This window comes from Bradyrhizobium sp. BEA-2-5, assembly GCF_032918025.1.
GTDB lineage: Bacteria > Pseudomonadota > Alphaproteobacteria > Rhizobiales > Xanthobacteraceae > Bradyrhizobium > Bradyrhizobium pachyrhizi.
This window is the reverse complement of sequence record NZ_CP136629.1, coordinates 7,377,344-7,389,634: the sequence shown is the minus strand read 5'-3', so window position 1 is coordinate 7,389,634 and position 12,291 is coordinate 7,377,344. Positions and strand designations below refer to the sequence as shown.

General features: G+C 65.1%; 18 protein-coding genes. 8 read left to right on the top strand and 10 right to left on the bottom strand.

The features are described 5' to 3' along the window. Window positions 1-6: 6 nt before the first annotated feature. From RX327_RS34550 to RX327_RS34540, 3 genes are all read left to right on the top strand, one after another. Entirely contained in the window at window positions 7-462 is a 456-nt protein-coding gene (locus RX327_RS34550; protein WP_317248552.1) for a MaoC family dehydratase, read from the top strand. Window positions 463-470: 8 nt separating this feature from the next. Continuing rightward, complete coding sequence (locus RX327_RS34545; RefSeq protein WP_028336034.1) at window positions 471-953, top strand: MaoC family dehydratase; 483 nt, start codon at window positions 471-473, stop codon at window positions 951-953. Window positions 954-1,125: 172 nt separating this feature from the next. Continuing rightward, a complete protein-coding gene (locus RX327_RS34540; RefSeq protein ID WP_016841369.1) occupies window positions 1,126-1,269 on the top strand; it encodes a hypothetical protein in 144 nt (47 codons plus the stop codon). A gap of 107 nt (window positions 1,270-1,376) precedes the next feature. Here RX327_RS34540 and RX327_RS34535 read toward each other — a convergent pair whose 3' ends face one another. From RX327_RS34535 to RX327_RS34510, 6 genes are all read right to left on the bottom strand, one after another. Further along, on the bottom strand, window positions 1,377-1,517 hold the full coding sequence (locus RX327_RS34535; protein WP_167350365.1) for a hypothetical protein: 141 nt from the start codon (window positions 1,515-1,517) through the stop codon (window positions 1,377-1,379). A 227-nt stretch (window positions 1,518-1,744) separates the two neighbouring features. Beyond that, complete coding sequence (locus RX327_RS34530) at window positions 1,745-2,167, bottom strand: hypothetical protein (RefSeq protein ID WP_317248549.1); 423 nt, start codon at window positions 2,165-2,167, stop codon at window positions 1,745-1,747. Between the two features lie 155 nt (window positions 2,168-2,322). After that, a complete protein-coding gene (locus RX327_RS34525; protein ID WP_317248548.1) occupies window positions 2,323-3,264 on the bottom strand; it encodes a hypothetical protein in 942 nt (313 codons plus the stop codon). Window positions 3,265-3,519: 255 nt separating this feature from the next. After that, window positions 3,520-3,954 carry a nuclear transport factor 2 family protein gene (locus RX327_RS34520; protein WP_050383027.1) on the bottom strand — a complete coding sequence of 145 codons (435 nt, stop codon included), beginning with the start codon at window positions 3,952-3,954 and terminating at the stop codon, window positions 3,520-3,522. Window positions 3,955-4,233: 279 nt separating this feature from the next. Continuing rightward, window positions 4,234-4,494, bottom strand: a complete 261-nt coding sequence (locus RX327_RS34515; protein ID WP_028336038.1) for a hypothetical protein — start codon at window positions 4,492-4,494, stop codon at window positions 4,234-4,236. A 60-nt stretch (window positions 4,495-4,554) separates the two neighbouring features. Then, on the bottom strand, window positions 4,555-5,025 hold the full coding sequence (locus RX327_RS34510; protein WP_050382837.1) for a nuclear transport factor 2 family protein: 471 nt from the start codon (window positions 5,023-5,025) through the stop codon (window positions 4,555-4,557). Between the two features lie 311 nt (window positions 5,026-5,336). On the opposite strand from RX327_RS34510, the gene RX327_RS34505 reads away from it, so the two are divergent. From RX327_RS34505 to RX327_RS34490, 5 genes are all read left to right on the top strand, one after another. Continuing rightward, window positions 5,337-6,455 (top strand): alpha/beta fold hydrolase, encoded by a 1,119-nt coding sequence (locus RX327_RS34505; RefSeq protein WP_317248547.1) that lies wholly within the window; start codon window positions 5,337-5,339, stop codon window positions 6,453-6,455. 412 nt (window positions 6,456-6,867) lie between these two features. Beyond that, window positions 6,868-7,101 (top strand): hypothetical protein, encoded by a 234-nt coding sequence (locus RX327_RS34500; protein ID WP_050382835.1) that lies wholly within the window; start codon window positions 6,868-6,870, stop codon window positions 7,099-7,101. 96 nt (window positions 7,102-7,197) lie between these two features. After that, a complete protein-coding gene (locus tag RX327_RS34495) occupies window positions 7,198-7,389 on the top strand; it encodes a hypothetical protein (protein WP_172646835.1) in 192 nt (63 codons plus the stop codon). Between the two features lie 401 nt (window positions 7,390-7,790). Then, window positions 7,791-7,925 carry a hypothetical protein gene (locus tag RX327_RS39440; RefSeq protein WP_410712112.1) on the top strand — a complete coding sequence of 45 codons (135 nt, stop codon included), beginning with the start codon at window positions 7,791-7,793 and terminating at the stop codon, window positions 7,923-7,925. Window positions 7,926-7,936: 11 nt separating this feature from the next. Beyond that, the gene (locus tag RX327_RS34490) at window positions 7,937-8,290 is read left to right on the top strand and encodes a GNAT family N-acetyltransferase (protein ID WP_410712111.1); all 354 of its coding nucleotides are present in this window, start codon (window positions 7,937-7,939) and stop codon (window positions 8,288-8,290) included. A 27-nt stretch (window positions 8,291-8,317) separates the two neighbouring features. Here RX327_RS34490 and RX327_RS34485 read toward each other — a convergent pair whose 3' ends face one another. The 4 genes from RX327_RS34485 to RX327_RS34470 form a co-directional block, all read right to left on the bottom strand. Continuing rightward, window positions 8,318-8,734: a pyridoxamine 5'-phosphate oxidase family protein gene (locus RX327_RS34485; RefSeq protein WP_050382829.1), complete on the bottom strand. Its 417-nt coding sequence runs from the start codon at window positions 8,732-8,734 to the stop codon at window positions 8,318-8,320. Between the two features lie 3 nt (window positions 8,735-8,737). Beyond that, a complete protein-coding gene (gene uvrB, locus RX327_RS34480; protein WP_317248546.1) occupies window positions 8,738-11,650 on the bottom strand; it encodes an excinuclease ABC subunit UvrB in 2,913 nt (970 codons plus the stop codon). Between the two features lie 111 nt (window positions 11,651-11,761). Continuing rightward, window positions 11,762-11,968 (bottom strand): zf-TFIIB domain-containing protein, encoded by a 207-nt coding sequence (locus RX327_RS34475; protein ID WP_028336044.1) that lies wholly within the window; start codon window positions 11,966-11,968, stop codon window positions 11,762-11,764. Then, on the bottom strand, window positions 11,965-12,201 hold the full coding sequence (locus tag RX327_RS34470) for a hypothetical protein (RefSeq protein ID WP_038377734.1): 237 nt from the start codon (window positions 12,199-12,201) through the stop codon (window positions 11,965-11,967). The genes RX327_RS34475 and RX327_RS34470 overlap by 4 nt, the downstream gene beginning before the upstream one ends. Window positions 12,202-12,291 lie beyond the last annotated feature (90 nt).

Genomic DNA, 12,291 nt, shown 5'->3' with positions numbered 1-12,291 from the left:
CACCCAATGACCCTGACCTTCGAACATTTCCCGCCCGGCCGGTTCGGAACGTTCGGCCCGCGCCATGTCACCCGCGACGAGATATTGGCCTTTGCCGCCGAGTTCGATCCGCAGCCGATGCACCTCGACGAGGAGGCGGCGGCGAAAAGCATGCTGCGCGGCCTGTCCGGCTCGGGCTGGCACCTGTGCTCGCTGATGATGCGGATGATGGCCGACGGCTTCATCACCCGCGCCGCGTCGCTCGGCTCGCCCGGCGTCAACGAGATGCGCTGGGTGGCGCCGCTGCGTCCGGGCGACGATTTGACGCTAGACGTCGACGTCGTCGAGGCGCGCGTCTCGAAGAGCCGGCCCGAAACCGGCATCGTCATCTTCAAGGGCACCATCCGCAACGCGCGCGGCGAGATGCTGTGCGAGATGGAGTCGCCGATCATCATCAGCCGCCGCGACGGCGCGAGCGCATAGGAGAGGTCATGCGCTTTTTTGAAGATATCGAGATCGGCGCGCGGCGCGAGTTCGGCTCTTTCACCTTCACGCCTGAGGACATCAAGCGGTTCGCCGCGCAGTTCGATCCGCAGCGCTTCCATCTCGACGAGGAGGAGGGGCGCAACTCGCTGTTCGGCGGGCTCGCCGCATCGGGCTGGCATGTCGCCAGCGTCTGCATGAAGCTGCTCGTCGCCGACGGCAAGCGGCTCGCCGCGGAAGCCGCTGCACGCGGCGAACAGGTCGCGGTCTGGGGGCCCTCGCCTGGCTTCCGCGAACTGCGCTGGATCCGCCCGGTGCTGGCAGGCGATACCGTCAGCTTCACCAACCAGGTCGAGACCAAGCGCACGTCCGAAAAGCGGCCCGAATGGGGCATCCTTCAGGCCCGCAACACCGGCGTCAATCAGCGCAACGAGGTGGTGTTCTCGTTCCTCGCCACCGCTTTCGTGCCGCGGCGGAATCCCGGTTCCTGATGTTGCCAGCGCGCCTCTGATGTTGCCCGGACGCCATGGTTAGCGAATGACTTCTGCTGCCGACGCAGTTGTGCGTTGCGTGGAACTCAGTTTTTGCTAACGCATTCTGAACCTTTGTCCCTGCCTTATGGTTTGAGGGCACGGACATCTGGCAAGAATGACTGGGGATACCATGGCAGATCGCAGCGCGCTGAAACTCGTCGGCATTATCTTCGCGACGGTAACGGTTGTGGTGATGCTGGCCACCGGAATGGTCGTGAAGGGCTTTGCCGACGGCAATTATTCCTTCGAGACCACCGCGAGCATCGACCGCTGATTGACCGTCTGTAACTGCCGGCGCTCGAGGGAGCGCAGGTGGCGTGCATTTGCGCTTTTCAATGTGATCTGTCGGCAGGCTGCGTCACATTTCTTCCAAGCTTCAGTCTAACGATTCCAGATCAGCACCATCACGACCGTCGCGGCTGCCAAGATGCCGATGAACCGGATCATGATCGTGCCGATGCCCTGCTGCGGCTGGCGCAGCGGAATCGGATCGGCGGCGTTGTCCGGCCGGACGCTCTGCATGACTTCGTCTCCAAATGGATGCCCGGCAGGGCGCGGTCCGGACGCGAATTCCGGATTGGACGCGGGCTCGACATCCGACGTTCAAATCGGCTTCTTGCAAAAATTGACATCGCGGAGTTTACACCGCGCTGAATAACGAATCGTTCTGCGCTGAATCAGGCCGCAAAGCGAAGCCGCCGCCCCCTGTTCAGGAGGCGGCGGCGATCAGTTTGGGAAACTGAGCTGTATCAGCTGTTGCGCAGGCCGTCGGCGGCGCGCTTCCACTGCGCGACGTTGTCGGCGATCATGCGGGTCGACTTCATCGCGGCCTGGCTGAGCTGGGCGTAGCCGGAGATCTCGCGCTGGACGCGCTGGCCTTCGGCGTGGAGCAGGTCGCGCAGGCTCTCGAGCTCGGAGATCAGGTTCTCGATCTCGGCGAGCGACGTGCCGGCGACGCGCTGGATCAGCGAGTTGACGTTGTTGACGGTGGCTTCGGTGTTGGTGTCGGTCGGCGCGGTCTCCGGGCTCGCCGCCGGACGGCGCAGATAGGCGATGTCGTTGCGGACGAAATCGCGGATGCCGGCTTCGACCTCGGTCACGGCAGCGAGGTTGGTGTCGACCTCGGACGTCGTTTCGACTTCGGTTTCCTCGGTACGGTTGGTGGCGTTCATCGGCTTTCCCCTTGTTCGCAATGGCGAAGCGCGGCTTGTCCCCCGCACGACGAATTGATGAAGTTACGGACCTATCAGTGCCGCCGAATTTGACCGCATCTGGGCCAAGTTGCGGCAATGCCTGATCATTTAGCGCGATAGAGCTAACAGACCGTTCACCATGAGCGCTTGTAGCCGGCGCTGATGCTCTTGTTGGTGGTGCCTTGCGAGGTCTCGCCGACCGAGCCGGAGACGGTGACGTTGTCGAACAGCTTCTGCTCGGCGCCGATTCTGCGCAGCCATTTGTCGTCGGTGGTCGACAGCGTCTGGCCGGCGGTGATGCTGGTGCCGGTGTCGTTAACGGACAGGCTCGCCGACTGATCGGTGTCGTAGCTGCGCGAGGGGTGGCTGATGATGCCGGGCACCGGGACCACGCCCTGCTGGATGAGGTTGTAGCCGTTCTGCAGCGTCAGCGAATATTGCTCCGACAGCGGCACCGACTTGCTCAGGGAGGTGCCGACCTTGCTCTGGTCGGCGGCGGGATCGAGGCGCGCCTCGACCGAGGTCTTGTCCCAGATCGAGGCCACGCCGCCGGTCGAGATCGCGGCCCAGGCCGAGCCGCCGGACTGCGGCAGGCTGCCGCCATTGGCGAGCCGCTCCGACAATTGCTCGGACGTTGTCATCGTGCCTTGCCTTGCGACCGTCATGTCGGCGCCGATGCGGGTGTCGAGGAATGGCGAGATCGACTGCTTGACCGACACCGCCGACGAGCCGTTGGCGTTGTTGTTGGTCGACCAGGATGGATCGTTGCCTGCGACGCTGGCGGGCCGCGCCGCACGCTTCGGCGCCAGCGTGGGCAGGCTGGTGGAATCGGTGTCGAGCTGGCTCCAGTCGAGCTTGCTCTCGTCGATGTCCTTCAGGATGTCGGCGTCATTGGCATTGGCCGCCGGCGGCTCCCCGTCGGCCGCAGCCTCGGCGTTATCAGCTGCGGTATCCTGGGCGGCGGGAGCGATCTGCCACGGCGGGGTTTGCGCGGCGGCCGACAGCGCCATCGCCAGGCTAAAGCCGGCCGCCAGCACCGGCAGCCTTGCCCAGCCGAATCGTAATGTGAAAGTCATTCCCAGCCCGCAAATTCCAGAGCCGCAGCATGCATTGCCGTGGCGCAAAATTGTGGCATCGGCGCTCTGAAAGCAAGTGATCAACGCGTGATCGTCATGTCCGGGACAAACGCGCCGCGCGTTCGCGCGGCGCGTCCCGAGCGCGGCCGTTCGGGGCTGGCAAAACAGGCCGCCGCTGCCGGGGCGCCTGAACGCGAAGACGCGCTTCGCGCTTTAGCGCCCCGGACGTGACGAAGGCGTGAAATCGAAAAGCCGTCAGACCGCGATGCGCGGCAGATGGATCGGGTAGCCGACGGTCTGCTCGACGAGGTCGAAACTGTCGACCAGCACGCGGAAGCTCGTCAGCTTGCCGGACCTGAACTGCGCGAAATGCGCGATCCGGAGCGAGATCGGCTTGTTGGAATCCAGTGCGGTCAGCGAATAGCGCAGCATCGAGGCGGCGGAATCGACGCCGAGCATGATCGACTCGCGATCGAAACGGTGAACCCTGAGGTTCTCGCCGATCTGCCGGATCACCTCGAGCACCGCGGCCTTGCCGCGGCGCGCGCCGAAAAAGGAAAACAGGTCGATCGGCCCATAGATGGACCATTCGACCTCGTCGTCGAGCAGCGGCTCGATATCTGCAAGCTGGCGTTCGTTGATCGCGCGATGCAATGCGCGCGAAAAACGCCAGAGACTATGCTCTGTCATTTTGGCCTTGTCCTGAAACTGGATTTTCAAACGCAAACGGATGGCAGGGGATCAGCGCCGACGCCTTGCCAGGTTGCTGCACATCGCTATTGCGGCCTCAAATAGTGCGGGACGGCAAAAACGCAAATGACTTTTTTGCAATGCACAATTGCGCGGAATTTTACCGGAATGTGACCGCCGACCTCTGGATTCTGGTTCTGACGCGCTTCTTTGATGCGAGCCGGCATCCACCCGCATCACGTGCGGGGCAGGCTTCGCGCGAAAACCGATCGCCGCAATTCAGCGGTCGCGCTGCCGCACCGGTTGCCGCTCGATCACGATCTCGGCGTCGCGGATCGCCACCACCGCGAACAGCAACGCGCCGCCGATGCCGCCGATCGCGGCGCCGAGCGGCATGAAGGTGAAAAACACCAGAGTTCCGCTGTCGATACCCGAGGTTCTGGCCAATCCGATCCAGCTAAGCCCGGCTCCGATGCCGAAGGCGGCGCCGCCAAGGGCGCCCAGCGCCAGGCCAAGCACAGCGAGCAATGCGATTTTCATGGTGATTTCAGCCCCGACCGCAACAAGCCCGGTAATAAGTCAGCGCCGGGCCGTCGAGGTTCAACGCCGGCGTTGCGAATTTGCCTGCACGATGTCGTCGTGCCCGGTCAGCGCCGCCGCGACGTCGCGCTCCAGCACCTGCTGGACGAGATCGAAGGTGTCGATGATCTCCCGGATCTCGGTGATCTTGCCGTCGCGCAGCGTGTAGAACACCGCGACGTCGAACTGCACCACGCGGGCGTTGTTGCGCTTGCGGAGGAACACGCGCAGCTGCGCGGCGACCCTGTCGCCCTGGGTCACCACGATCGGCGCCTCGTAGCGCATGTCGGAATAGCGCTCGTGGATCGTGGTCCACATCTGGCGCAGCGCGGCCTTGCCGCGGTGCTGGCCCATATGCGGAAGAATGTCGATCGGGGCGTTGGCGAGAAACGCGACGTCGTCGCTGCAGCGATCGAGCGCGCCCTCGATGCCGCCGGCATAATAGACGTCGAGGAAGTTCAAGACGCGCTGCCGGTTCAAATCCTCGCCCATGATCGACTCCGCCGGTCCGACTCGCTCTGGCCCGGCATAGTGAACCGGAGCATTCCACAATCAAACAACATATGTTTGACGCGCGAGACGCGATTAGGTTCGGCAACCAGTGCGTGCATTGTGGCACAAAATGCATGCGGCGCGCCGGTTCGCGCAATGCGATGACGGCGGCCGTCGCGGTGCTGCCGGCGGTTTATTCCGTGCCCGCGCCACCTAAATCTTCGCGCCCGCGGCCTTGCCGCGGCACCGCCGGCCCGTATGCTTCGCGGCGGAAGGCGGCCGAACAGAGCCGCCCCGATGGGGAGAGACCAATGACGCGCATCACCCACTTCGCCGCGATCCTGTCGCTGCTGGCATGCCCGGCGATCCCGCCCGCCTTCGCACACACGCCGCAGCAGCCTGCCCACCAGCTCTACAACGAAGACGACCTGAAGCTCGAGAGCGGCGAGGCGATCAAGGATTTCTCGATCTCCTACGTCACCCACGGCACGCTGAACGCGAAGAAGTCGAACGCCATCCTGATGGTGACCGCGATCTCGGGCAATCATCACCGGCTCGATTTCATGATCGGCCCCGGCAAGGCGCTTGACCCCGACAAGTACTTCATCGTCTGCACCGATGCGATCGGTAACGGCCTGACCACATCGCCGAGCAATTCGAAGGCGCAGCCGCGGATGCAGTTCCCGAAATTCGCGATCCGCGACATGGTGGAATCGCAGTACCGGCTGATGAAGGAGAAGCTCGGCATCGACCATGTCGTCGCCGTGGTCGGCCCCTCGATGGGCGGCATGCAGGCGCTGCAATGGGGCGTCAGCCATCCGGACTTCATGGACGCGCTGGTTGCGATGGTGCCGCTTGCGAAGACGCCGGCCTGGTCGGTCGCGGTGATGGAGGCCTCGCGCAAGGCGATCATGAACGATCCGGCGTGGAAGGACGGCAATTACGACGCGCCGCCGGAGAAGGGCCTCAAGCTGTTCCGCGATATCGTTGCGCTGCTCGCGGCGCGCACGCCCGACATGTATGCGGCGCAGTTCAAGTCCGGCCCCGACGTGCTGCCCTGGATGGCCGAGCAGGAGACCGCGCTGTGGAAGCTGTTCGACGCCAACGACTGGATCTACCAGAGCTGGGCCTATGACCGGCACGATGTCGGCACCACGGCCGGGTTCGGCGGCGACACGGCGAAGGCGCTGGCTTCGATCAAGGCGAAGACGCTGATCCTCACCGGCACCAAGGATCTGCTCAATCCCGAATTCGAGCCGAACCAGATGGGCCAGAACATCGGAGCCGTGACCATCAAGACGATCAGCCCGGCCACCGTGACCGGCCACGCCTCGGCCGGCGGTTTCTTCCCGGCGGATGTCGAGTTTCTCAACCGCGAAACCGGGGTGTTCCTCGACGGCGTGACGGACGGCGGCAAGAAACTGAACTGATCGGCTGAACCGGCCGCGCCTCGCAGACGTGCGGCGGCAGCTGTCCGCGAGTTAATGAAACCTCCGCCCGCGCGCCCGGTTGGTTCGCCGTGGGCGACGCATCCGCGATCAGGAGTTCCTTATGAGAAACACCATGCCGCTTGCCGTCGCCGCCCTGGTTGTCCCCAGATAGTTCATGAGAGCGCGCACCGCGCGACGGTGAGCCGGGTGCCGACGCCGGCCATGAGGCCTTGAGCTCCTCCGGGGCCGGCCGGTGAAATCGCGCCGGCTCGCTGTCGCGGTGCGTTCGACAACAAGCTAATCCGACGGCGCCGGTTGCCAGCGGCGAGGCCGATGGTGAACCGCTTCGCCTTCCCGGAACCGGCCGTGCCGCTTCGCCGTTGATGCGGCAGCATTGCATTGGAGCCGCATCATGAAATCGATTGTTCTCGCGTCAGTCATTGCCCTCAGCGTGCTTGCCACAGCGTCTTCCGCCGACGCCAAGGGTTGCATCAAGGGCGCGATCGTCGGCGGCGTCGCCGGTCATTATGCCGGCCATCACGGCATGCTCGGCGCCGCGGCCGGGTGCCTCTACGGCCGCCATCACGCCAAACAGCAGCGCCAGCAGCAGCCGCAGTCACAGCCCGCGCAGCAGGAGAAACTGTAAGGTCAGTTGTGAAGTCACGTTCCCCGGAACGGAAGTGTCGTTCCGGGAACGCCGTCCGCACCGGCCGCGTTGTCTCCATGCGTAACGGAGACGATGATGACGAAACCAAAGACAAAGACCATCCAGCCCGTTCCCGACGACAACAAGAGCCACAAGGGCCCCGGCAGCACCCCCAGCGTTCCCATCGACACCACCAAGGGCCATCGCGACGACGAGAAACACAACATCCGCGAGCAGGCCGCGCACGGCAATCTGACCCAGAACACCAGCAACAAGCGATCGGGGTAGGCGCAGGGCGAGGCATATTCCGCCGTCGTCCCGGCGAAGGCCGGGACCCATAACCACCGGGCCATGTTGTTGAAGCAAGCTGGGGCCACAGCGTATCACAATGATTTCCGCTGGTGGTAATGGGTCCCGGCCTTCGCCGGGACGACGGTGGGAATCCGTTTCACATGTCAAACAGCTTGTGCGGTGTCATCACCCGTGCATGCGGGTGATGCAGTATTCCAGAGACATCCGTGCGTGAGCCGAGAGCCCGCGGCTTCTCCGGACGTCGTCCCTGCTTTCGCAGGGACGACAGCGAACATGTGGTTCGGCCGGTGCGTCATACTTCCGCAGTCTCGCGATATGATCCGCCCGAGCTTTGCGCTTCCCTTGCGCGCTGTTGCCGATCGGCCTTATCTGCGAGCATGCAGATCAGGGACGAACGCCCCGAAGACGCCGCCGCGATCAGCCGCGTCACGGCGGCCGCATTCGCAACAGCGCCGCACAGCAGCGGCACCGAAGCACGCATCGTCGAGGCGCTGCGCGCGCCGGCGCGCTGACGCTCTCGCTGGTGGCTGTCTCCGAGGTCGGCAGCATCGCCGGCCACGTCGCGTTCTCGCCGGTCCGGATCGATGGCGTAGCGGGGCGCTGGCATGGCCTCGGCCCGGTCTCGGTCGCACCCGACATGCAACGGCGCGGAACCGGCAAAGCTCTGCTATGCGAGGGGCTCATCCGGCTTGCGGAGCTCGGGGCCGATGGCTGCGTCGTGCTCGGCGATCCCGCGTACTACCGTCGCTTCGGCTTCCTCGATGATCGCCGGCGGACCTATGGCGGCAAGCCGAGCCGATACTTTCAGCGGATAGTGTTGAAGGGCAAGGCGCCCAAGGGGGATGTGAGCTACCATCCGGCGTTCGACGTGGCGTGATCGAGGAGAGGCTGAAGATGAAGCTGTCTATGGCAGCGTCATTTCCTCGATCCTTGCCGGCATCGCGCCAAAATCGCTCAACCGCGCCCAGTTCGGTCGTATCCGCACATAGCCGATGTTCGGCCATGTCTCGCGCGTCGGACCGTCGGGCCACGCCGCGAAATACACCTGCTTGCACGCAGCGAGCTCCGCGCCGCTCGGGAAGTCCGCGACGCCCTCGACCTGCGCAGTCTGCTCGGCGTCCCAACCGATCACCAGCGCCGCGTGCGGATCGGCGCGGAGGTTCTGGTATTTGCGCGAGGTGGTCAGGGTGTCGAAGATGATCTCAAGATTGTCGCTGACCGCGATCCCGACGACCGCCGCCTGGGGCGCGTTGTCGTGAACCGTGCTGACCACCGCGAGCCGATGCATCCGCAGGAAGGCGAGCAGCTCGGCGCGCGTCATGATCTACCTTTTCTTCCAGCCGCCGCGTTTCCCCGGCGCGCCGCCGCTCGACCGCGGCGACGGGCCGAACTCCGGCCCCGACTGCCGCGAGTCGGTCGGCTGGATGATGCGGCTCGTGGCGCCGAACGGCTTTGCCGGCAGCGCACCGCTGGGGCGGAAGGGCAGCGATTCCGGGCCGTGCATCTCGTCGAGATCGGGCTTGTGCACCCGTGAGCCGGACTTGCCGCCGCGGCCTGCCTTGAGCGAGGTCTGCGCCGACTTGTTCTTCAATGCGCTGACCGGCAGGTTGGCGGCATCGCCGTATTTTCGGGTGCCGGCATAGGCGCCGGCCTGCTTCTGCACGTTGCGCTGCTTGGCGGTGGGGTCGTCGACCACCGCGAGCTCTGTCGCGCGCAGGCGCTTGACTTCGTCGCGCAGGCGCGCGGCCTCCTCGAAGTTCAGGTCGGCGGCGGCCTCGCGCATGCGGGTTTCGAGATCGGCGAGCACGGCCTCGAAATTGTGGCCGATCGAGATGACGTCGTCGGTCATGTCGTGGCCGCCGACCTCGACCAGCACGTGGTCGCGCTCGTAGACGGAATTGAGGATGTCGCCGATCTGCTTCTTCACGCTCTCCGGCGTGATGCCGTTGGCGGTGTTGTACTCGACCTGCTTCTCGCGGCGGCGGTTGGTCTCGGCGATGGCGCGCTCCATCGAGCCGGTCATCTGGTCGGCATACAGGATCACCTTGCCGTCGACGTTGCGCGCGGCGCGGCCGATGGTCTGGATCAGCGAGGTCTCGCTACGCAAAAAGCCTTCCTTGTCGGCGTCGAGGATCGCGACCAGGGCGCATTCGGGAATATCGAGACCTTCGCGCAACAGGTTGATGCCGACCAGCGCGTCGAACGCGCCGAGCCGCAGATCCCTGATGATCTCAATGCGCTCGATGGTGTCGATATCAGAGTGCATGTAGCGGACGCGGATGCCCTGCTCGTGCAGATATTCGGTGAGGTCCTCCGCCATGCGCTTGGTGAGCACTGTGATCAGCGAGCGATAGCCGGCCTGCGCGGTGGCGCGCACCTCGCCGACGAGATCGTCCACCTGCGTACGCGCCGGGCGGATGTCGACGGGCGGATCGATCAGGCCCGTCGGGCGGATCACCTGCTCGACGAAGACGCCGCCGCTCTCGTTCAGCTCCCAGCTGCCGGGCGTGGCCGAGACGGCGACGGTCTGCGGCCGCATCATGTCCCACTCCTCGAAGCGAAGCGGGCGGTTGTCCATGCAGGAGGGCAGGCGGAAGCCGTATTCGGCCAGCGTTGCCTTGCGGCGGAAGTCGCCGCGGAACATGGCGCCGATCTGCGGGATGGTGACGTGGCTCTCGTCAGCGAAGATCAGCGCGTTGTCGGGGACGTATTCGAACAGCGTCGGCGGCGGCTCGCCGGGGCGGCGTCCCGTGAGATAGCGCGAATAGTTCTCGATGCCGGCGCAGCTTCCGGTCGCTTCCATCATCTCGAGGTCGAAGGTGGTGCGCTGCTCCAGCCGCTGCGCCTCGAGCAGGCGGCCCTGGTCGTGCAGCTGGTCGAGCCGCTGCTTCAGCTCGAACTTGATCGACTTGATCGCCTGCACCAGCGTCGGGCGCGGCGTCACATAGTGCGAATTGGCGTACATCTTGATGAATTCGAGCTCGTCCTGCTTGTGGCCGGTGAGCGGATCGAACTCCTCGATGGTCTCGATGGTGTCGCCGAACAGGTTCACGCGCCAGGCGCGGTCTTCATAGTGCGCCGGGAAGATGTCGATGACGTCGCCGCGGACACGGAACGTGCCGCGGGTGAAATCCGCCTGGGTGCGCTTGTATTGCAGCGCGACGAGGTCGGCGATGAGCTGGCGCTGGTCGATGCGCTCGCCCTTCTTCAGCGCGAACGTCATCGCGGTGTAGGTCTCGACCGAACCGATACCGTAGATGCAGGACACCGAGGCGACGATGATGACGTCGTCGCGCTCGAGCAGCGCGCGCGTCGCCGAGTGGCGCATGCGGTCGATCTGCTCGTTGATCGAGGAATCCTTCTCGATATAGGTGTCGGTGCGGGGGACGTAGGCCTCCGGCTGGTAATAGTCGTAATACGAGACGAAGTACTCGACTGCGTTGTCCGGGAAGAAGTTCCTGAACTCGCCGTAGAGCTGGGCGGCCAGCGTCTTGTTCGGCGCCAGGATCAGGGCCGGGCGCTGCGTCGCCTCGATCACCTTGGCCATGGTGTAGGTCTTGCCGGAGCCGGTGACGCCGAGCAGCACCTGCGAGCGGTCGTTGCGGTTGATGCCCTCGACCAGTTCGGCGATCGCGGTCGGCTGGTCGCCCTTGGGCTCGTAGGACGACTTGATCTCGAAACGCACGCCGCCTTCGGACTTCTCCGGGCGCGGCGGCCGGTGCGGCGTCCACACCTTCGTGGAGCCGTCGCCCTTGCGGAACTCCGGCCGGCCCTCGCGGATCAGCGATTCCAGGGCATCGGCAGTCGCCTTGACGCCGAGCGCCTCCATCTTGCTGCGCGGCGGCCGCGCCAGCGCCTCGGCATCGTCCTCCTCGGTGGGAAGGCCGAGCTGGCGGGCCAGCTCCGGATCGAGCGTCGGGATCGTGGCCGCGGTGCCGTAATTGGCCTGCGGCGCCTCGCCGAGGCCCGAACTATCGCGCTTCGCGACGCCCTCGCTGGTCTCGCGCGTCGAGGCCCGCGCGCGATGCGCGGCGGCCTCGCCCCCGGCGCGGCGGTCGCGCGAATTGTCCGGCGGCGGTTGCAGCCCGGTGCCGGATCCAAGGCCGGCATCGCCGCGATTGATCGCGGGATTGAGCAGCTCGGCCAGCGCCGGCCCGATCGGGAGGACCTCGGGCCGGTGAGCTTTGGATTTGGGGGTTTTGCCGAGCTTTTTCGGAGTGTTCGGTGTCTTCGCCATGCCCCGAATATGGGACGAGTCCGGCAGCGAGAAAAGGGCAAACGGCGGCTGGATGGCTGCGCGGGCGAGGCTGCTGACAGCAGGGTGTCAGCAGGCGGCGCGTCGCGGAGTTCAGACGCGCGGCAGGTCGACGATGTCGAGATGGATCCCGCCGCAGCCGTCGCAGCGCATGGTCCAGTATTCGGCGGCGCGGCCGGGGATCACGCGCAGCAGCGAAAGCGATGCGGCGCATTCCGGGCAGCTGGTGCGGACCTGCGCCGGCCAGACCGGATCCGGCTCGCATTGCGGGACGGCGGCGACCACGACGTTGCCGGTCACGCCGACGCTTCGGCCGCCGGCATTGTCATGCCATAGCGTTGCGGGAACCGGTCGATAGCCCGCTTCGCGTCGGCGATCGCCGCATCCGGATCGGACCACGCAAAACCGATGTCGAGCGTCGGAAACAGCATGCCATCGATGACGACCGGCCTTTGATCGACCCGTTGAACCCTGGCGTGCCATTGCCCCTTCCCCACTTCGAACGACTTGATCTCAAAACCGCTGTAAATCATGTGCGACCTCGAAACGCCCTTCTCATAGGAAGCACGAGCGCGTTGCGCTAAATGTGAAGCAGTTCACAACTCGTCCGGTTTATTTCCAGG